At 64.3% G+C, this 20,084-nt stretch carries 20 protein-coding genes; 5 read left to right on the top strand and 15 right to left on the bottom strand.

What is annotated here, in order from left to right:
• Window positions 1-113 precede the first annotated feature (113 nt).
• Window positions 114-1,547, top strand: coding sequence for a hypothetical protein (locus tag AC1DOG_RS21120; protein ID WP_477930822.1), 1,434 nt, complete (start codon window positions 114-116; stop codon window positions 1,545-1,547).
• Window positions 1,548-1,721: 174 nt separating this feature from the next.
• Here the strand turns inward: AC1DOG_RS21120 and AC1DOG_RS21115 are convergent, their stop codons facing one another.
• The 5 genes from AC1DOG_RS21115 to AC1DOG_RS21095 form a co-directional block, all read right to left on the bottom strand.
• Window positions 1,722-2,297, bottom strand: a complete 576-nt coding sequence (locus tag AC1DOG_RS21115) for a transglutaminase-like cysteine peptidase (RefSeq protein ID WP_477930820.1) — start codon at window positions 2,295-2,297, stop codon at window positions 1,722-1,724.
• Between the two features lie 236 nt (window positions 2,298-2,533).
• Window positions 2,534-3,055: a cytochrome b gene (locus AC1DOG_RS21110; RefSeq protein ID WP_477930818.1), complete on the bottom strand. Its 522-nt coding sequence runs from the start codon at window positions 3,053-3,055 to the stop codon at window positions 2,534-2,536.
• A 160-nt stretch (window positions 3,056-3,215) separates the two neighbouring features.
• On the bottom strand, window positions 3,216-3,839 hold the full coding sequence (locus tag AC1DOG_RS21105) for an outer membrane protein (RefSeq protein WP_112944403.1): 624 nt from the start codon (window positions 3,837-3,839) through the stop codon (window positions 3,216-3,218).
• A 202-nt stretch (window positions 3,840-4,041) separates the two neighbouring features.
• Window positions 4,042-5,607, bottom strand: coding sequence for a putative bifunctional diguanylate cyclase/phosphodiesterase (locus AC1DOG_RS21100; protein WP_477930816.1), 1,566 nt, complete (start codon window positions 5,605-5,607; stop codon window positions 4,042-4,044).
• A 399-nt stretch (window positions 5,608-6,006) separates the two neighbouring features.
• Window positions 6,007-6,567 carry a histidine phosphatase family protein gene (locus tag AC1DOG_RS21095; RefSeq protein WP_477930814.1) on the bottom strand — a complete coding sequence of 187 codons (561 nt, stop codon included), beginning with the start codon at window positions 6,565-6,567 and terminating at the stop codon, window positions 6,007-6,009.
• A 230-nt stretch (window positions 6,568-6,797) separates the two neighbouring features.
• On the opposite strand from AC1DOG_RS21095, the gene AC1DOG_RS21090 reads away from it, so the two are divergent.
• The 3 genes from AC1DOG_RS21090 to AC1DOG_RS21080 all read left to right on the top strand — a co-directional run bounded on the left by AC1DOG_RS21090 (window position 6,798) and on the right by AC1DOG_RS21080 (window position 8,533).
• Window positions 6,798-7,007: a CbtB domain-containing protein gene (locus AC1DOG_RS21090; protein WP_018902549.1), complete on the top strand. Its 210-nt coding sequence runs from the start codon at window positions 6,798-6,800 to the stop codon at window positions 7,005-7,007.
• Between the two features lie 117 nt (window positions 7,008-7,124).
• A complete protein-coding gene (locus tag AC1DOG_RS21085; RefSeq protein ID WP_477930812.1) occupies window positions 7,125-7,871 on the top strand; it encodes a CbtA family protein in 747 nt (248 codons plus the stop codon).
• Window positions 7,872-7,912: 41 nt separating this feature from the next.
• Window positions 7,913-8,533, top strand: coding sequence for a hypothetical protein (locus AC1DOG_RS21080; protein ID WP_477930810.1), 621 nt, complete (start codon window positions 7,913-7,915; stop codon window positions 8,531-8,533).
• Here AC1DOG_RS21080 and AC1DOG_RS21075 read toward each other — a convergent pair.
• Together AC1DOG_RS21075 and AC1DOG_RS21070 are read right to left on the bottom strand one after the other, a co-directional pair.
• The gene (locus AC1DOG_RS21075; RefSeq protein ID WP_477930809.1) at window positions 8,530-9,219 is read right to left on the bottom strand and encodes a helix-turn-helix transcriptional regulator; all 690 of its coding nucleotides are present in this window, start codon (window positions 9,217-9,219) and stop codon (window positions 8,530-8,532) included. The genes AC1DOG_RS21080 and AC1DOG_RS21075 overlap by 4 nt on opposite strands.
• A gap of 211 nt (window positions 9,220-9,430) precedes the next feature.
• A complete protein-coding gene (locus AC1DOG_RS21070; RefSeq protein ID WP_477930807.1) occupies window positions 9,431-10,093 on the bottom strand; it encodes a sulfite oxidase-like oxidoreductase in 663 nt (220 codons plus the stop codon).
• A gap of 237 nt (window positions 10,094-10,330) precedes the next feature.
• On the opposite strand from AC1DOG_RS21070, the gene AC1DOG_RS21065 reads away from it, so the two are divergent.
• Window positions 10,331-11,503, top strand: coding sequence for a M20 aminoacylase family protein (locus AC1DOG_RS21065; protein WP_477930805.1), 1,173 nt, complete (start codon window positions 10,331-10,333; stop codon window positions 11,501-11,503).
• 662 nt (window positions 11,504-12,165) lie between these two features.
• Here AC1DOG_RS21065 and AC1DOG_RS21060 read toward each other — a convergent pair.
• The 8 genes from AC1DOG_RS21060 to AC1DOG_RS21025 all read right to left on the bottom strand — a co-directional run.
• Window positions 12,166-13,944 carry an adenine deaminase gene (locus AC1DOG_RS21060; RefSeq protein WP_477930803.1) on the bottom strand — a complete coding sequence of 593 codons (1,779 nt, stop codon included), beginning with the start codon at window positions 13,942-13,944 and terminating at the stop codon, window positions 12,166-12,168.
• Window positions 13,941-14,861 (bottom strand): nucleoside hydrolase, encoded by a 921-nt coding sequence (locus AC1DOG_RS21055; RefSeq protein WP_477930801.1) that lies wholly within the window; start codon window positions 14,859-14,861, stop codon window positions 13,941-13,943. Before AC1DOG_RS21055 ends, AC1DOG_RS21060 begins: the two co-directional genes overlap by 4 nt.
• A 4-nt stretch (window positions 14,862-14,865) precedes the next feature.
• Window positions 14,866-15,891, bottom strand: a complete 1,026-nt coding sequence (locus AC1DOG_RS21050; protein WP_477930799.1) for an ABC transporter ATP-binding protein — start codon at window positions 15,889-15,891, stop codon at window positions 14,866-14,868.
• A complete protein-coding gene (locus AC1DOG_RS21045; protein ID WP_477930797.1) occupies window positions 15,884-16,663 on the bottom strand; it encodes an ABC transporter permease in 780 nt (259 codons plus the stop codon). Before AC1DOG_RS21045 ends, AC1DOG_RS21050 begins: the two co-directional genes overlap by 8 nt.
• Window positions 16,660-17,487, bottom strand: a complete 828-nt coding sequence (locus AC1DOG_RS21040; protein WP_018902537.1) for an ABC transporter permease — start codon at window positions 17,485-17,487, stop codon at window positions 16,660-16,662. Before AC1DOG_RS21040 ends, AC1DOG_RS21045 begins: the two co-directional genes overlap by 4 nt.
• A 72-nt stretch (window positions 17,488-17,559) precedes the next feature.
• The gene (locus AC1DOG_RS21035) at window positions 17,560-18,582 is read right to left on the bottom strand and encodes an ABC transporter substrate-binding protein (protein ID WP_477930795.1); all 1,023 of its coding nucleotides are present in this window, start codon (window positions 18,580-18,582) and stop codon (window positions 17,560-17,562) included.
• Between the two features lies 1 nt (window position 18,583).
• Window positions 18,584-19,648 (bottom strand): LacI family DNA-binding transcriptional regulator, encoded by a 1,065-nt coding sequence (locus AC1DOG_RS21030; protein ID WP_477930793.1) that lies wholly within the window; start codon window positions 19,646-19,648, stop codon window positions 18,584-18,586.
• 160 nt (window positions 19,649-19,808) lie between these two features.
• A partial coding sequence (locus tag AC1DOG_RS21025) for a TolC family protein (RefSeq protein ID WP_477930791.1) occupies window positions 19,809-20,084 on the bottom strand: 276 nt, incomplete at its 5' end.

Raw genomic sequence — 20,084 nt, 5'->3', positions numbered from 1 at the left:
GCAATTGCAGCCGAATTGAGTACGCTCCTCATTTTTATTTGTCCTTCCTAATTTACCGCTCACTCATATAAAAATTCCCTGTTAACGCCACGTTAACGATGGGAGTGAGCGAAATGAACAGAACACTATTGAAGCTCTCTGTCAGTGTAGGATTTCTGCTGGCAGGAACGAGCCTAGGGAGCGCTCAGGCGCTCAATCTCGATTGCAGAAGCGTGCAGCCGGGATCGATTGAGGAGCGACTGTGCTTCCCGGTGCAGTCGATTTTTGACGTGAACCCCTTCACGGATTCCAACCATGACCGTGGTCGGAACGGGAACAATGGTTCTTCCAGCAACAATGGTGGTGGCAGCGGCGGCGGTAGCGATACCGCGAGTGCCGCGCCGATCACCGTTGTAAGTGATCCTGGCGGCGAGGATGGCGGCAACGGCAGAGGCCGTCATCATGGCCGCCATCATGGTGGTAACAACAATGGCGGTGGTTGGAACGACCCCGGCAATGGTAACGGACATGGCCACGGCCACGGAAGTGGCGGTGGAGGCGGTGGTAACGGCGGCAATGCCGGCAACGGCGGCAATGGCGGCGACAACTACGGCGGTAACGGTGGCAATGGCGGCAGTGGCGGCGGCGGCGGAAACGGCGGCAGCTACCATGGCGGCAAGGGCGGCAACGGCGGCAATGCCGGCAACGGCGGTAACGGCGGAAACAACCGAGGCGGCGATGGCGGCAACGGTGGCAACGGCGGCGGCGGCGGCAATGCCGGCAGCTGGTGGGGCGGTGACGGCGGTAACGGCGGCAAAGCCGGTAACGGCGGTCGCGGCGGCAACGACCGCGGCGGCAAGGGCGGCAACGGCGGCAACGGCGGCGGCGGCGGCACTGGCGGCAACTGGTGGGGCGGCGACGGCGGTAACGGTGGTGCTGCCGGCAACGGTGGCGCCGGCGGCAACAACCGCGGTGGCAACGGCGGCAAGGGCGGCAACGGCGGCAAAGGCGGCAATGGCGGCAGCAACCATGGCGGCGACGGCGGCAATGGCGGCAAGGCCGGCAATGGCGGCAATGGCGGCAGCAACAACGGTGGCTTCGGCGGAAGCGGTGGCAACGGTGGTTCTGGCGGCAATGGCGGCAGCAACGGCGGCGGCAGCGGTGGTAACGGCGGTGCTGCAGGCAACGGCGGCAACGGCGGCAGCAACCACGGCGGCAACGGCGGTGCAGCTGGCAACGGCGGCAACGGCGGCAGCGGCGGCAGCGGTAGTGGCGCTGGCGGCGGCGGCGGCGGCGGCTCCGGCGGCAGCGGCGGCAACGGCGGCAACAACGGCGGCGGTAACGGCGGTGCTGGCGGTAGCGGCGGCAACGGCGGCAACGGCTCCAGCAACGGCAGCAGCGGCGGCGGCGGCGGTAACGGCGGCAGCGGCGGCGGCGGCGGCAGCGGTCCCGGCGGTGGCAACGGTGGTGCTGGCGGCAACGGCGGCAGCGGCGGCAGCGGCGGCGGCGGTTCCGGTGGCTCTGGCGGCCAGGGTGGCGCCGGCGGCAGCAGCGGCAGCAACAACTAAGCGCTTGTCGCACATGCCTCGATGGGGAAATGGCGGCGGTTTACAAAGGCCGCGCCATTTCGCCCTCGCAAACATCAAGCCCGGGCGAGGTGCCCGGGCTTTTGGGGTTTGGACATTCAGGCTTCAGCGCTCGGCAAGAAGCGCGGTTAGCGGCAACGTCTGGGCCGAAGGCTCTCAGGTGCCGGAGAACTGGGCCGCGCGCGGTCCGGCAAGGGTCACCTGCCATGCGCTCTTGTTGTTGAAGTTCTGGCTGGCGAGGAAGGTGTATCCGGTGCTGGACCAGGGCTTAACGCTGCCCGCGAGATTGTCGAGCACATAGTCGCCGGACTTCAGGCGGGCGAGAAGCACGACGTGGTTGCCGCCGTTGCGGTCGATGACCACTGAGATGGCGAGCTTGTTTGCGGGAAAGCCGGCGTCGAGCAGGGATTTCATCTTCAGAAGCGCGTAGTCTTCACAATCGCCCTTGTTGTTGATCGGCAGCGACCAGTATTCGGCCTTGCCCGTCGTGGCATAGTCCGTTGCCGGCCGGACGCTCGAATTGGCATCACGGTTGATCTTCTTCAGAAGCGGCATCGCCTTCTCGTCGCTCATCTCTCCGCTGCTGGTGTTTTTGTGGCAGAGCCATGCATAGCGAGTGCAGGCCGAGGGGAAGCCGATGGGCGCGCCGATCGAGCGGGATGCGCGCAGCGTCGAGCCGGCCGTGCTGGTATTGGGGAAGGCCATCAGCATTGTCGCCAATACTGAAATCATGAATGATATCCGCATGATCACACCTTTCGGCTCGCCGCGGGGGCGCGCGGCGGCAGTCTATGCTGCTGAATTTGATTGAGATTTTATGCGTTAGAGGTTGAGGACGTACTAACGGTTCGGCCTGTCAACGCAGCCGTCTATTAGCGCCTTCTTACCTTCTGGTGGTGAGTCGGACAAGGAAATCGCGGGTGCTATCAGGCGAAGCCCACAGATCTTTGCGTCGAGGCCACCCTTACTCACCCGACCGTCATCCGCCGCAGCCTGTCGCTCTTCCAGTAGAACTGGTGGGCGAGCGCGCCGAGCACGTGCAGGCCGATCACAGCCCACAGGATGACCTTCAATATCTCGGCATGAACGGAGCCTGCCGCGCTTATCCCGAGATAGTAGGCGGCCATTCCGCTTAGCGGCATGGTGAGCAGCAGAAGATAGAGCAGGCCATGCGTGATGCTCGCTGCCGCGCGTAGCAGGGGCGGTTCGTCCGGGGAGTGTGCCGGTACGCCCTGCGTTGCCCTTAGGACAAGACGCAGCGCCACGGCGACGAGGATCGCGATGCCGGCCCATGCGTGGATGTTGGCGCTTGCGATCTGGTCGGCGGTGGCGCTGCCGTTGAGGCGCATGCTGCGATGCCAGGCATTCATGCCGTCGGGGAGGAGGAGGTTGAAGAAGACGAGCAGTGCCGTCAGCCAATGCAGGATGCGTTGCGCGAGCGAATAGGATTGCGGGGAGGAGGATATCGCGGTGTGCGTTTCAAGCGGCATGCGGATCGCTTTCGGTTGTCAGCCCAGGCGCCGCATAGCCCGCTCAACTGACGCAAGCCTGAAACGCGCCCGCGCCGCTCCGCCTGCTCCCGACACGAAAAAGCCCGGTGCAGGACCGGGCTCTTTCGACAGGCGGCGTGCCGCCTTGATATACGTTGGGTCAGAACTTGAAGCCGACGCCGACGGTCACGACGTTCTGGTTGAAGTCGGTATCGACGCCCAGAAGATCCTTGCTGCCGTAATCGTTGTAGCGATATTCGAGGCGGCCGAAGATGTTGTCGGTGAAGGCGTAGTCGACACCGGCGCCGACCGTCCAGCCGGAGAAGGTGGCGCTGTCGCTGCCGAGAGGCGTATCGACATGGCCGCGGGCACCGGTCCAGCCGGCCGCGCCGTAAAGCAGGGCGTGGTCAAGCGCATAACCGACACGGGCGCGAACCGATCCCGTCGTATCGAACTTGTAGCTGTTGACGCCGACGTCTTCGGAGTTCCAGTTATAGGAAACGTCGCCTTCGACACCCAGCACGATGCTGTTGTCCAGCTGCCAGTTATAGCCGGCGAAGCCGGTGATCAGGCCGCCATTCATGTTGGACGAGCCGATGCCGGAGAAATCACCATTGCCCCAGGCGCCGCCGCCCTGAAGACCGGTGTAGAAGCCCGTCCAGGTGAAGACAGGTGCTGCCTGCTCGACGGGTGCGGGTGGTGGTTCGGAGACAAGGTCGGCCGCCGAGGCTGACCCGGCAAGCATGAGTATCGCTGCTGACGCAGTAACGATGCGAACATTCATGATAGATCCCTCTCCTATGAATAAGGGTACACTCTTCACTTCAATCGGGAACCGCGGTGCCCAACCGTGGATCGCTGCGTTACGCACGCCAACGGCATGCCGCAGACAATGGCGCCTATGCGACCCGACGTACCAACGTCGCCACTTCTCGAATGGTTCCATCACAAATGGCTAATTTTACGGCGGAAGGCCGAGAGCGTGCCTATTCGGCCGCCAGAGTCGCGTTTCTCTGGCTCAGGAATGCGCTTATATCTGCGGCAGGCATCGGCCGGCCGAGGAAGTAGCCCTGGCCGACATCGCAGCCGAGCTCGAGCAGGTGGTTCAGCTGACGCGGCTCCTCGATGCCTTCGGCGGTGGTCTTGATGTTGAGGCTGACGCCAAGCGCCAGCATCGCGCGCACGATCTTTTCCTGGCGCTCGTCGTCGCGGTAGGTGGCGATGAAGCTCTTGTCGATCTTGATCTTGTCGAAGCGGTAGCTGGCGAGCTGGGAGAGGCTGGAATAGCCGGTGCCGAAATCGTCGAGCGCGATCTGCACGCCAGCATCGTGCAACTCATCGAGCACGGCCGCGGCGCTCGCGGGGTCCTGGATCAGTGCGTTTTCGGTGATCTCGATCTCGAGGCGGTGGGCGGGAAGATTGTTGACCGTCAGAGCCTTGAAGATGCGCGCAGTCAAGAGACGGTCTTCCATCTGCACCGGCGAGACGTTGAAGGAGAGCGTGATGTGATCGTCCCAGTCGAGCGCGTCGTTGCAGGCCTGGCTCAGCAGATCCTCGAAGAGCACTGTGATCAGCCCGGTTTCCTCGGCGATGCCGATGAAGACTGCGGGCGGAATGCTGTTGCCTTCGTCGTCGGTCCAGCGGGCAAGCGCCTCGAAACCGCAGACCTCGTCGGTCTTGAGATCGATCAGCGGCTGGTAGAACGGGCGGATCGCCTTGTTCTTGATCGCGACACGGAGCTTCGCTTCAAGCGAAGCGCGGAGAGCCACCTTGTCGCGCATCGAGGCTTCGAAGGCGAGGTAGTTGTTCGGCCCGCGCGATTTGGCCTCGTACATGGCTAGGTCGGCGCGGTGGGCGGTGTCTTCCAGCCGCTCGCCCTGCTGCCAGCGGTCATAGCCGACGCTGGCGCCGACTTCGACGGCAAAGCCATTGATGTGGATCGGGCGCGTGACGGCCTGGATCAGCAGTCGCGACAGGCGCTCCTCATGCTGCGACGACAGGCCGGTCGCGACGATGATGAATTCGTCGCCGCCGAAGCGATAAACGGAATCGGCGCTGCCGATGGCGCAGATCCGCTTGGAGACCTCGACCAGAAGCGCATCGCCGCCATTGTGGCCGATCAGGTCGTTGACCTTCTTGAAGCCGTCGAGATCGACGCAGAAAATGCTGACGTTGCGCTCCCATTCGTCGCTGTATGCATCGATCTGCGCGCGCCGATGCAGGAGTACGGCGCGTTCGAAGGCGTAGCGGTTGGGAAGCTTGGTCAGGTGGTCGTGCGTCGCAGTCCAGTCGGCCTTGGCCTCCGCCTTGGCGCGCAGATCCATTTCCTTGCGGAGATCGGTGATGCGCAGGACGGAATAGACGAAGCTCATCGTGCCGGCGACGGCGAGCGCCAGCACCAGCTTGTCGGCGCCGTAGCTATCGAATTGCTGGACGAACAAGGCGAGCAGATCGCCGAATTGCAACACCGCGCCGACGACCCACAAGGCCGCGCCAAGCGCCATCAGGGACAGCCACTGCCGTCCGGCTCTGCTCCGGAAAAATACCGGCATGCTCCCCACTCCATCTCCACCTTGGCGGGATATAGCACGGAAGTCTAAAGTATCCGTTGAAACTAGGGGGTGACTTCTAGTTATCTCCGCCTACTCATAGGCGTATCCGTATCTAATGAAATACGGGAAAGGAAACGGGCGAACATCGTCGTTCGCCCGCTATTCACATGCTCTACAGATGCATCAGCATGGATACGGTGACGGCCAGGCACAGAAAGATCGCGCCGCCCGTAAACCGCATGAGGCGCGTGCGTTTCAGCCGCGCCCCGTTCCAGTCGTAAGACATGGTCAGGCCTCCTTTTACGAAGGATTATCACCTGGAGAAGCCAGGCGATTTAGCTTTTGCGCAATTGGCTTGCGCAAGGCTTATCTAAATTTCTGGATGTGAAACTATTGAAATTACACGCGGTCGAAGCGCAGCGACCAGCGTGTGCCGTTGCTGGTCATCCTGATCGCGGAGAGCGGCTCCACATCGATATGCCAGAAGGACGACAAGGGCGCTCCCAGCGCGATGAGAACCGCAACGCGGATGATGGGGGCGTGGCTGATGGCGATGGCGTGGCCGCCGAGCGTGGACTGCGCCTGCATCCAGGGCGCGACGCGATCGCGAAGGGCGCGGATGCTCTCGCCGCCGTGCGGAGCCGCGTCGGTGTCGGTCAGCCAGGCGGAGAGGGCGTCCGGTTCGCTCTCCTGCAGCGCCATGATCGACTGGCCCGCCCATCGGCCATAATCGCAATCGGCCAGAGCGGGGGCGATGTCGGCGCCAAGCCCGAGAGCATCGGCCGTCTGGCGTGCGCGCAGCGCGGGGCTGGTCATGATGCGGTCGGCGCGCGGCATCGTCGGCGCCAGCGCGCGGGCCTCGATGATCGCCTTGTTCTCCAGCGCCTCGTCGAGCGGGAAGCGAGCCTGCCTGACAGCGTCGGTGGCGCCGTGGCAGATGAAGGTTAGACGCGTCATCACGCTGGCTTTTTCCTTGTCATGCGAGCGCTGCCCTTCTGTAGCAGTGCCCTTGTGTGACAGCGCGTTGACAGGTCGAGGGCCGCAGCTATAACGTTGATCTCGTAGGTTTGGAAGCCGGTGAAATTCCGGTGCGGTCGCGCCACTGTGATCAGGATGAGGATACCTCAAACTGGAAGTCAGACCCTACCCACGAACATTCTCGACTGAACGCGTTTTTCCAGGAGGAATTCATGTCTCATACCACGCTCGCGCCCACCTCGGTGGCTGCTCCCATTCCCGTCGGCGACATCCTGCCATGGGCCATTTTCGGCGGCCTGCTGATGCTGATCGCCATCTATTTCGTCGGCACCGAAGAAGGCGCGATGGCGCTGTTCAACGGCATGTATGTGCACGAATTCGTGCATGACGGCCGACACCTGCTCGGCTTTCCCTGCCACTAAATCGTGTCGCGATCCTTCGGATTCGCTTCTCACGATTTAAGTCTTTGTTTTATCGCATGTCGTTGCCGCAAAATCGCTACGCGCTTTTGCGCGGCATGCTCTTGGGGAGTTTGAGACATGGTTGGAAGACTTTTGCTTCGCGGCATGCTGGCGGGCCTGATCGCTGGCGTCCTGGTGTTTGCCTTTGCCCATACGTTCGGCGAGCCGCTCGTCGATCAGGCGATCGGTTTCGAAGAGGCGGCAGCACAGGCGGCCGGTGAAGCGGCCGAGCCGGAACTGGTGAGCCGCGCCACACAGGCGGGTATCGGCCTGTTCACGGGCGTGATGGCCTATGCGATCGCCGTCGGCGGCATTTTCGCGCTGATCTTCGCCTTCGTGCAGGGCCGCGTCAGCACGCTCAGCGCGCGGGCGACTTCGGCCGTCATCGCGGCCGCCGCCTTCGTTGCCATCGTCATCGTGCCCAACATCAAGTATCCCGCCAATCCGCCCGCGGTCGGCAATCCGGATACGATCGGGGTCAGAACCGAGCTGTTCTTCCTGATGATCGTGGTATCGATCGCCGCGCTGATTGCCGCGATCTCGCTGGCTCGGCGGCTGGCGCCCAAGTTCGGCGCGTGGAACGGCGCGATCATCGCAGGATTTGCCTACGTGCTCTTCATCGGCGTCGTGCAGTATCTGCTGCCCGCGATCAACGAGGTGCCCGAGAATTATTCGGCGATGGTGCTCTGGCAGTTCCGCACCACCTCGATCGGCATGCATGCGATCCTGTGGACCGTGATCGGTCTGGCGTTCGGGGCGCTTGCCGAGCGCAAGCTGGCGGTTGCCTCGGCCGTTCGCCGGCCGGCCGCGCCGGTTCTTCACTGACGAAAAGGAAAGCCCCGGTTCGGCCGGGGCTTTTGTCCGACATGATCTCTCGATCCGCCCGTCTTTTATTGTGCCTCATCCTGCCGCTTCTTGCCGCCGGCGGGCACGCGTTTGCGCATCAGCGCAGCACGGACGGGCCGCACACCGGTCTCGCCATTCCCGAGATATCGCATGGCGAGATGATCGTGATGGCCGAGCATCGGGCCGCCATCATCGACCTCGCGTCGCGCGCCACCGATACCGACGAGCCGTTCCGTCGCGTGCTGAACTATGCCGCAATCCAGTATGCCTATTGCTTCTGGGGCAAGATGCCGGGCGGCGTGACGGATGAGGCGAGCCCCTTCAACGAATGCTCGCACGCCTATCTGGCCGCCACCAAGGCGGTGCTGCTCAAGCTGCGCGACATGCCGCGCGAGGCTGACGCGGCGGGGGCGATCGTCTCCGAGATCGATGTCGCCATGACCATGCGCGGACTGTCGCTGATCACCTGCGCCTTCAGCGGTGAGGCCTTCAACACGGCCGATGTGATCCGTCCGCATTGGGCCGACATTCCCACCCACCCTGCCAGCATGGCATTGCTGACCGGCCTTGCGGCTCTCTGCTTCCTGATCGTGATGGGTTGTAGGCGGTTGCTTGGCGCGAAGACGCCCGACAAGAGCTAGTTCCGGTCGGTTTCGCGGTGCAGGTGCATCGCCACCAGCATGGCGGTGAGGTGCACCGTGTTCTTGGCGCCGTAGCGCTCCTTCATCCGCTCCAGCCTGTGCTCGACCGTGCGATGCGAGATGCCGAGTTCGGTGGCGATCTGCTTGGCGGTCGCACCCTCGGCCAAAAGCTGCACCACAGCCTCGTCGGTGAGGTCGAGCTTGGCCTGCTGCTCCGGCGCGTTGAACATGAAGCGGCCGTTGGTGACGGTCAGCAGCCATGCCGGCCTGGCCTCGGTCGTCCGTTGCGGCAGGATCAGGCGCTCATAGGCGATGTTGACGCCGAGCAGCGTCGTCTTGACCATTTCCATCGACGGCTTCTGCGAGGCGATCACCTCGCGATATCGTGGAATGACCGCCGTCTCCATGTAGTTGCGATCCTTGAAATCGCCGATGCGCTGGTTCGCGAAGAGCTTGTTGATGTTGAGGATGCGCGAGGCGAAGCCGGAAGAGCGGACCCCCTGCAGCTGCCAATCGAGCGGATCCTCGCCATCGAGCACGATGACCGTCAGCCGCATCTTGATCGTCAAGAGGTCGACCGCATCGCGATAAACAGCCTCGGGCGGCCCGGGCTTGTCTGGAGACGTGCTCAGCCAGGCGTCGAGAAGTTTCTGCGTGACGGTGTGAAACGTGGTGTCCTTGGTCATCAACTCAGGCGTGAAATGTGCGACAGGTTAATCGAACAACCCAGGATGGGTTCATGCGGTGCACCATTCTGCGGCCAACTTACACCAAAGGATTCGTTTGAACAGAATATTCAATGTAGAGGCGAGTAAATCTTCGCGCTGCACCGGAGTGAATGCGCGTTAAACGCGTTTGCCGATCTTCGTCGTGCGAGGCTTCGCGGATGCCGGCCGATCAATCGTCGGCGTAGCGCTGTTCGCGCCAGGGGTCGCCATACATGCTGTAGCCGTTGCGCTCCCAGAAACCGGCTGCATCCGCCGCCATGATGTCGATGCGGCGCAGCCATTTGGCGCTCTTCCACAGATAGAGATGCGGCACGATCAGCCGCATCGGGCCGCCATGTTCGCGGGTCAGCGGCAGATCCTCCCAGGCGGTGGCGAGAATGGCGTCTTCGGCGGCGAAATCGGCAAGCGGCAGGTTGGTGGTATAGCCGTCATAACTGGTCAGCATGACGTGGCTCGCCTGCATCTTCGGCATGGCGAGGTCGAGCAGATCGCGCGTTGCGACGCCCTTCCACTTGTTGTCGTAGCGCGACCATGTCGTCACGCAGTGGATGTCGGAAACGCGGGTACTCTGCTCCAGCGCCTGAAACGCGGCCCAGCTGAGATCAAGCGGGGTCTCGACCAGCCCGCCGACTTCCAGCCGCCATGTGTCGGTGGATACGGCCGGCTGCTCGCCGAGATCGAGCACCGGCCAGTTCTTGACGAGATGCTGGCCGGGCGGCAGCCGATCGGTCTCCGGCCTGCTCGTGCGGCCGGTCAGGAACTTGCCCTCGTCGGCCCAGCGGCGTTTCGAATTGGTGAGCTTGCTATCGGCAGGGATCTGGTCGTCGCTCATCGTTCGGCCTTTCGCGTTGCCGGGATTACGTCACCCAAGCCCCGTTGCTGTCAAGTTGCCGCTTCATGCCGCAAATTCGCCGCGCGTTCACAAGTGCGGGAGGTCGGCGAAAACGGCGCCGCAAGACGCAATGCTGCAGTCGCGAAAGGTTGAATTCGCCGCCCGTTTGCCTGATAAACAGGGTCTATCGCGGGCGTCACTCCGGCGCCCGATCGCGTTTACAGGATCCTCAATCGCATGCCCATTTCCGCCGAGATCGAAGCCGATCTGCCGTTCCTCACCGCGCTGCGCCGCGATCTGCACGCGCATCCGGAGCTCGGATTCGAGGAAGTGCGGACGAGCGACATCGTCGCCAAACTTTTGGACGAGGCGGGCATCAAGGTTCATCGCGGGCTTGGCGGCACCGGCGTCGTCGGCACGCTGCAGGTGGGTAACGGCACACGGACGATCGGGCTTCGCGCCGACATGGATGCGCTCGCCATGCCCGAGATGGCCGATCGGCCCTACAAGTCGACAGTGCCAGGCAAGATGCATGCCTGCGGTCATGATGGGCACACGACGATGCTCATCGGCGCTGCCCGGCATCTCGCGGCCACGCGCGGCTTTTCCGGCACCGTGCATTTCATCTTTCAGCCGGCTGAGGAGGGACGCGGCGGGGCGAAGCGGATGGTAGAGGACGGACTGTTCGAGCTCTTCCCCTGCGATGCCGTCTACGGGCTGCACAACATGCCGGGGCTTGCTGTCGATGAGATGGCTGTGGTCGCCGGGCCGCAGCTTGCCTCCTCCGACAGCTGGCGCGTCACCTTCCGTGGGACCGGCACGCACGGCGCCAAGCCGCATCTCGGCCGCGATCCGATCACCGCCGCCGGCACGTTCCTCTCATCGCTGCAGACCATCGTCGGCCGTGTCGTCGATCCGCTGCAGCCGGCCGTCGTCAGCGCCTGTTCGCTGCAGGCGGGCGATCCCAAGGCGCTCAACGTCATCCCCGATATCGTCGAGATCGGCGGCACGGCGCGCGCCTATTCGCCAGATGTCCGCGACCAGCTGGAACACGAGATCGGCCGGTTGGCGGAGGGCACGGCATCGATGTTCGGGATTGCCGCCGACTACGGCTTCGAACGGCGCATTCCGCCCGTCGTCAACGATGGGGATGCGACGGAGCGGGCATTGGCTGCGGCCTCAGAGGTGTTCGGCGAGAAGGTCGTGACCCACTTCCCGCCCTCGACGGCGGGCGACGACTTCGCCTTCTTCGGGCAACAGGCGCCGGGGTGCTACGTCTGGCTCGGCAACGGCCCGGCGGTGGATGGCGCGCTGCATCACAATACGGCTTACGATTTCAACGATGATGCGATCGGGCCGGGCGTGGCGTTCTGGACGCGGCTGGTGGAGCGGGAGTTGGCTGCGGGGTGAGGGTGCCGTTTGTGGCGGGCGGGCAAAATTTAGTGTCGCGCACGACGAATATCGCTTGGTAATCAGCGCGTTGGCCGGAATCGTCGTCCTCATTCATCCCCGTCATCCGGTGCCGCTCCACAATGGCCATGTCATCGGACAGGGAGCCGGGTTCGCGAACCGGTAACGCCAAGTTTGGTATCCGGCGTTTGGTGATGGTCGCCACAGGTGGATCGATGGCTGTCAGGGCCTGATATCCATCCGGCAAGGAAAGGCCGAGAGACGCTCCTGTCGGCCCGGACGAACTGGAAATCTTGACGCGATCGGGCAGGTGGGAACGCCTGATACCCACACCACTTTATACGATGCCGCCTGCCCGTTCCCGTTTTTCAGCTGGCCGTCGCCGGGCTTTGCTCGGGCGCGGGGTTTTGTGGTGTGCGGATTGCTGGAGGCGCACCGTCTGAGCCCGTGGCCCCCTCATCGCCTCGCTGTCGCTCCGGCACTTCTCCCCGCTGGGGCGAAGGGGCTGGGCGCACCGGCGCGCCCAATCTTGACGTCCTTTTCGCAAACGAGAAAGATCTGGGCGACTGGCCACCACGAGTCTCTTCTCCCCAACGGGGAGAAGGTGCCGGCAGGCGGATGAGGGGGCCGCCCGGCACAACCTCAACCATTCCTAACACCCCCTACAAAACCTCAATCACCGGCGTCTCCATCACCCGCCCCGTCAACACATCGGCAATCCCCCGATCCGTCTGGTGCGGGCCGAGGTTGCAGGCGAGGGTGGCGCCGAAGCAGGCTTTGAAGACCAGATAGGGCGGCCGCCAGTCGACGACGTCTTCCATGGCGCGGCGGATGGCGCGGAAGGTTTCTGCCGTTTGTTCGAGCGGGGCTTCGCTGACGAGGCCGGAGAGGGGGAGCGGCAAGAGCACCTTGATCTCGCCGTCTTGCACCACCGCCATGCCGCCRCCGGCCGCGATCACGGCGTTGGCGGCGATGGTCATATCCTGGACATTGCCGCCGAAGACGGTGAGGTTGTGGCTGTCATGCGAAACCGTGGTGCAGAAGGCGCCGCGCCATGTGCCCCAGCCGGTGAGGAAACCGATGCGCGGGCGTGCGTCGACCTTGCCGTGGCGGTGGACAACGGAGATCATCGCGCTTCCCTCGGGTGGGACGACGAAACCGTCCTCCACTGTGGTCTCGGCTTGCGCCCATTGGGTGAAGCGCGGGCGGTCGATGGTGGCGACGCGGACGCGGCGGCCCTCGGAGGGGATGCGGAAGTCGTTTTCGGTCAGAGCGGAGAGCTTGACAGAGTGCTGCAGCGGCGCGCTGTCGACGGCCGGCAGATCGATCGCCATCTTGCCGTCGCGTGAGACGAGGCGGCCATTGGCGAAGACGGCCGATGTTTCGAACTCGGTGAAATCCCTGAACAGCACGATATCGGCGCGGCGGCCGGCGGCGATGAGGCCGAGGTCGGGGCGGCGCAGGCGCTGGGCGGCGTTGAAGGTCGCGGCGCGCAGCGCCCATTCGGGCTTCATGCCGTAGCTGACCAGACGGCGCACGACGTCGTCGAGACCACCACAGTAATGGAGCTCGTCGGGGAAGACGTCATCGGTGCAGAGCGTCACGGTGGACGGCAGGTGGCCGATGCCGTTCAACGCCGCCACGAATTCGCGCAGCAGGTGATCGTGCGAGCCGCGCAGCTCGATCGTCAGGCCGGCGGCGAGCTTCAGCAAGAGATCGTCGGCCGAGGTGAGCTCGTGGTCGGAGGTGACGCCCGCCGCCATGAAGGCGTTGAGATCGCTGCCTTCAAGTCCGCGCGCGTGGCCGCAGACCAGCTTGCCGGATGCAAGACCGGCATTGACGATCCCGGTCATGCGGGGATCGCCTTCGATGACCCCGCGCATGTTCATGACTTCGGCGACGCCGCCGATCTCGGGCCGGCGGAGCAGTTCCGATATGACGGAAGCGTCGAAATCGGCACCCGCGACCTCGAGGCCCGGCGCGGAGGGCACGCAGGAGGGGGCAAGCAGGATGGTGCGCAGGGACAAGCCGCGCGTTGCCTCGATCGACCAGCGCACGCCATCGATGCCGTGGACATTGCCGAATTCGTGCGGGTCCCAGACAACAGTCGTGACGCCGCGCGGCAGGACGGCGGCGGCATAGGCCGATGGGGTGACCATCGAGCTTTCGATGTGCATGTGGGTGTCGATCAGGCCGGGGGCGATGATGCTGCCGCGGGCGTCGATCGTCTCCTCGGCGTCCTTGCGGCTCTGCGGCGTGTGAACGCTTGCGATCAGCGGGCCGACGAGGCCGATATCGGCGTCACGGATCAGGCCGGTGACGACGTCGAGCAGCTGGCCGCCCGTGATCAACACGTCGAAGGGCGCATCGCCGCGCGCGGCGGCAACGGCGCGGGCGCGCAGTTTGGGATCGCTGAGGTCCATCGGTTCCAACTGGCTCATCGGGCTGCCTCCTGCTGGAGCGCGCCGAGGATGGTGGCGCGGGCGGCTTCGCTGTCGATCTCGACGGCATAGTCGGCGTTCGGCTTGGCATGGGTGGCGCGGGTTTCGACCACGGTGCGGCCGCGCGTGAGTTTGCCCTGCAGCTCGACGTCGATGCGGGCGGCGCGGAAGGTGACGATCTCGGGGTGGGCGAAGGCGACGGCGGCGCAGGGGTCGTAGATCGCCATGCCGGCGCGGCCACGGCTGGTGCCGATGCCGATATAGCCGTCTAGGAAATCGGCGAGCATCTCGGCGTTGGCGCCGCCGGCCTTGCGAATCGGGGCGACGTCATCGGGCATGGCGATCACCTTGCGGCAGAGGTCGAGATCGACCATGCGCAGCGGCAGGCCGGAGGCGATGACGATGGCGAGTGCTTCGGGGTCGGCCAGCGCGTTGAACTCGGCGGATGCCGTGTGGTTGCCAGCCGTGACGCCGCCGCCCATCCAGGTGAGCTCGGTGATGCGGGCGGCGAGATCGGGGCGGGCGAGCGCAAGGGCTGCGATGTTCGTCAGCGGGCCGAGCGCCAGGATGCGGTGCGGACCGTCCTGTTCGAGCCAGTTGCAGAGTGCTGCGAAGGCGTCGCTGTCGGGCAGGGCGGCGGCTTCGGGCAGCGTCTTGCCCGATGTCGGGATGCCCGTTTCGCCGAGGATCGCTTGTGCGGTCTCGATCTCGCCCAGCACGGCTGAGGCGCGGCCGGAGTGGATCGGGAAGGTCCAGCCGAAGGCCTTTGCGGCGCCGGCTGCGTTCAAGCGCACCTGCGGCAGCGGCGTGTTGCCGAAGACCAGCGAGATGCCTGCGATGTCAAGCTTGGCATGCGCCACGACCAGAATGGCGGCGATGTCGTCGAAGCCCATGTCGGTGTCGATCCAGACGCCCATGATATTACCTGTAGCGAGAGAGGGGGGCAGCGGCGCCAAGCGGCAGATCGAAGGCAAGCGTGGAGCCGATGGCGTGGCTCGGCTCGGCGGCATCGACCTCGGCCTTGATGGGCCCGAGCGGCGTGTCGAGCAGATATTCTCTGACGTTGCCGGCAAACGAGGTGCCGCGCACGGTGCCTTGGAAAGGACCTGAACCAAGGATCACCATGCGCGGACGCCAGGCCAGGCCTTTGGCGGCCTGCGGCGCTGGGGCGGAAAGCTCGACGAGTGAGTTGGATGTCGCGAGCTTGCCGTTTTCCAGCGCAAAGACGTTTTCGAAGCCGACGAAATCGGCGACGAAGGCCGAGACGGGTTTGTTGTAGATTTCTTCCGGCGTGCCGATCTGCTCGATACCGCCGTTCAGCATCACCACGATCCGGTCGGCGAGCGCCAGCGCCTCGATCTGGTCGTGGGTGACGAAGATCATGGTGACGCCGGTTTCCTTCTGGACACGCTGCAGCTCGGCGCGCATTTCCAGGCGCAGGCGGGCGTCGAGGTTGGAGAGCGGCTCGTCGAGGAGCAGCACCTTGGGCTCCATGACCATGGAGCGGGCAAGCGCCACGCGCTGCTGCTGGCCGCCGGAGAGTTCGCCCGGCTTGCGGGCTGCGAAACTGGCGAGGCCGACGGACTTGATGCCAGCGGTTACCTTTGCGTCGAGATCCTGGCCGCTGACGCCCTTGAGACGCAGGCCGAAGGCGACGTTTTCATAGACGGTGAGATGCGGGAACAGCGCGTAGGACTGGAAGACCAGGCCGATATTGCGCTTGTTGGCGGAGACGCTGGTGATATCGGCGCCATCGAGCGTGATGCGGCCGGAGGCGGGGTTGAGCAGGCCGGCGATCGAGCGCATCGTCGTGGTCTTGCCGCAGCCCGAGGGGCCCAGCAGGGCGACGAGCTCGCCCTTCCTGATCGAGAGATCGAGATCCTTCACCGCGACCGTATCGCCGTAGGCAAGCGTCAGCTTGTCGAGTTGCAGATAGGTGTCAGACATAGCGAGAGAACCCCAGGAAGCGTTCGGCAAGGAAGACGATGCCGATGGACAGAAAGGCGAGCAGCGCCGAAAGGGCGGCGATCGACGGGTCGTAGGTGGTTTCCATATAACCCAGCATGTCGATCGGCAGCGTGCGGACGCCGGGACCTGACAGGAAGAGCGAGACGGGCACCTGGTTGAAGCTGGTGACGAAGCCGAGGATGAAGGCGGCGAGGATGCCGCCGCGGATGTTCGGCATCACCACGCGGAAGAAGGCGCCTGCGCGCGACGAGCCGAGCAGGACGGCCGCCTCCTCGATATCGGAGCGCAGGTTGTTTAGGCTCGCGGAGACGACGCGCACGGCATAGGGCAGCACCAGTGCAGTGTGGGCGAAAAACAGCGCCAGCGTGATGTTGAAGCCGAAGGGCACGACCAGATAGCGCAGCAGCGCGAGGCCGACGATGATGCCCGGCACGATGATCGGCAGCGAGACGATGGTGCGGATGGTTTCCGCGCCCGGCAGCTTGTAGCGCGACAGAGCGTAGGCGGCGGGGATGCCGAGGACAAGGGCTGCCAGCGTGCCGCCGACGGCAAGCAGCATCGACATGGCGAAGCTGTCGCGGAAGCTGTCGATGGTGAAGACCTTCAAGACCCAGCGCAGCGACAGGCCCTGCGGCGGGAAGGCCAGCGTGTCGCCCGCCGACAGCGAGGCGGCGATGATGATGAAGAAAGGGCCGATCAGGAAGATCAGCAGCAGGCCGAGCACCAGCGGCGAGAGGATGCGTGGTGTCATCGCTTGTTCCTCGCTGTAGCCAGACGCTTGAGCAGGATGTTGGCGGCGAAGCTCATGACGATCAGCATGAAGGCGATGACGCTGGCGGCGACGAAGTCGTTGGCGACCGAGACCTGCTGGTAGAGCAAGGTCTCCAGCATCAGCACCTTGGAGCCGCCGAGCACGGCGGGGGTGATATATGCGGTGAGCGAGCCGGTGAAGACGAGCGTGCCGCCGACGACGAGGCCTTCGCGCGTGAGAGGGAGGATCACCTTCCAGAAGACCTGGAACCAGTTGGCGCCGAGCACGCGGGCGGCGGGAATGGCGTCCTTCGGCATGTTTTCGAGCGCGCTGATCAGGGACAGGATCATCAGCGGCAGGAAGAGTTGCAGCAGGCCGATGAAGACGGCGGTCTCGGTGAAGAGCAGGCGCAGCGGGCTGTCGCTGAGCCCGAGGCCCTGGATCGCCTGGTTGACGATGCCCGTGCGGCCGAGGATGACGATCCAGGCATAGGTGCGGGCAACCGGCGAGATCATCAGCGGCAGGGTGACGAGGCCGATCATCCGGCCCTTGCCCTTCGGCGGCAGGTTGACGATGGCGAATGCCGCAGCATAGCCGATGACGGCGGAGACGGCGGTCACTTCGAGGCCAAGCTTGAAGGTGCGCAGGAAGACCGTGCGGTTCAGCGATTGCGAGAAGAAGCCGGTATAGGCGCTGAGCGTCCAGCTGCCGTCGATGTGAAAGCCTTCGGAGAGAAGGATGACGACGGGCAGCAGGAAGACCAGCGCGGCGAACAGGGCCGCGGGCAGGGCAAGCGCCAGGGCTTCCGTGCGGTTTTGAAACATGAGGCGTCTTTCAGAGCAATCGCATAAGGCGGCTCCGGCCGGTGCCGGAGCCGTTTCGGTGTCTCTCGACCGCTACTGGCCGACCGTGTCGTTCCAATCCTTCAGCCAGCCGGCGCGGTTATCGAGGGCGGCAGCGGAGGGGATGAGCTTGAGGTTCTTCACCGTGTCTTCGCCGTAGGTGAGGTTGTTGGCGGCCTCGTCGGAGACCTTCACCTCCTTGTTGGCCGGGCTATCCACCAGCTTTTCGGCGAGCTTGGTCTGGATCTCGGTGGAGAGCCAGAAATCCATGAACTGCAGCGCGAGATCCTGGTTCTTCGAGCCCTTGGTCATGACCATGACGTTCATGCCGCCCGTCTGGCCTTCCTTGGGCGTTGCCCAGGAGACGGGGACGTCGAGCTTGGTGAATCCAGCCCAGGAGAAGCGGCCGATCGGGGCGGCCCAGATTTCTTCCTGCTGCATCAGCTGCACCAGCTGCGAGGACTTCTCGTAGAAGGTGACGATGTCGTCCTTCTTTTCGCCTACGGCTTCGATCGGCGCCTTCAGGTCCGGGCTGTCCTTGCCGAGCGCGAGGCCAAGCATGTAGAGCGCCGGCGGGCCCTGATTGGTGGTGACATTCGGGAAGGCGACGTGGCCGACATATTCGGGCTTCAGCAGATCGGCCCAGCTCTCGATCTTCATCTTGTCGGAGCGGTAGGCGATCGAGGTGGCGTAGAAAGTGTAGCCGACGCTCATGCCGTCGCCGTTCGGATCCTTGGCGAGGTCGTAGAGCTTGCCGAAATTGGTGAGCTTCGCGGTGTCGATCTTGTCGATCAGGCCCTTGCGGGTGGCCGACAGTGCATCGGCCATGGAGACGACGGCCATGTCGACGACGGGGTTGGCCTTGTTGGCCTCCATTTTCGCCAGACGCTCGACGCTGTTGCCGGTTTCAACTACCAGCTTGCAGCCGCACTTGGCTTCGAAGGGGTCGTAGACGATCGATTTGAAGTCATCCTGCGCGAAGGCGTAGACGGAGATGGTGAGCGTCTTTTCCTGAGCGCTGGCGACAACCGGTGTCAGGGCCAGAAGGGCCGCCGAGGCGATGAGGGCATGCTTCATGTCAGGAGTTCTCCGTCTGAGAGGCTAGGTCCGGTTTGCTTGGGCCGCGATTGCTTGGATCGACTGGACCCGATGATTGGCGAACGATCAGCTGCATGGGCACCCGATCGGTGTCGGCGCTGACAAGCACGCCGTCGCGGCTGCCGCTTGCCTGTATGGTCTTCAGGAGCGACGAGATGGCGACATCGGCGATCGTCGCCATGTCCATCGCCACCGTCGTCAGGCTCGGCGTGATCACGGGGGAGAAGATCAGGTCGTCGAAGCCTGTGACGCTTGCCATGTCGGGAACGACAATGCCGTCGCGCTGCAGTTCGGTGAGCGCCCTCAGCGCCTGCAGGTCCGACAGCGCGGCGAAGGCGGTGTAGCCTTCGCGGACCTTTTCGGCGAGGCCGAGCGTGCAGCCCATGCCGTTCTCGCGTTCCAGGCGCTCGACCCAAAGGGTGGAGGATTGCATGTCGGGGCGCAATCCGGAGCGAATGCCGCCGACGCGATCGTTCTGAACGTTGGATTCGGGATTGTTGCCGATCACGAGGATGCGCTTGTGGCCGAGTTCGGCCAGATGATCGGCTATATCGCGGCCACCCTGCCAGTGGTCGGCGGCGACCGTGTTGCCGGGTGTCGAGGCCGTGTCGATGACGGCGACCGGACAGCTCGCGGCCGAGATGCGGGTCGCGCGGCGCGGCACGATGACAAGACCTTCGACGCCGCGCTCGACCAGCCGGTTGATGGCTTCCGTCTGTGCGGTGATGTTGCCGCGGGAGTCGGCGATGAGGACGCCGTAGCCGGCCGATGTGGCGGCGAATTCAATGGCCTGCGCGAGCTTGGGGAAAAGCGGATTGGCGATATCGGGCAGGACAAGGCCGATGACGCCGCTGCGGCCGGTGCGCAGCGCGCGCGCCGCCTGGCTCGGGACATAGCCCATCTCGGCCGCGTGTTCGCGAATCCGCTCGGCGAGCTGTTCGGATACACGGCCCTTTCCCGAGAGCGCGTTCGACACCGTCGCGACGGAGACGCCAAGCGACGTTGCGATCCTGCTCAGATTTGGTCCCGGTCGGGCTGGAGGCATGATATCAGACGGATTGGATTAATCGTTTAACCAATGCGTACATGACGTCGTCGTCGTTGTCGAATCCAATCTTGCGCCGCTTTGCGATTTTCCGCAATCGCGGGCAGAAACAAAAAAAGCCCCGGCGAACCGGGGCTTTTTCTCAATTGCTGTTGTCGTCTCAGTTTGCCTTCGCCACGACCTGCTTGACCGGGGCGGTGTTGCCGCCCGGGTTGTAGCCGCCGCCGATGGCGACGTTGAGGGCAACGTAGTCGGTTGCCATCTGCTGGACGGCTGCGGCCAGGCTGGCCTGGGCGAGCGAGACCTGACGCTGGGCGTCGAGGACGTCGAGCAGCGAGGAGGCGCCGTCCTTGTAGCTGGCGGTCGACAGATCCAGCGTTTCCTGGGTCGTCTTGACCTGGGCGCGGAGTGCGGCAACCGTCTGCGCATCGCGGCG

It is taken from the genome of Rhizobium sp. 01N48 (assembly GCF_056399145.1).
This window is presented reverse-complemented; position numbering and strand designations above follow the sequence as displayed.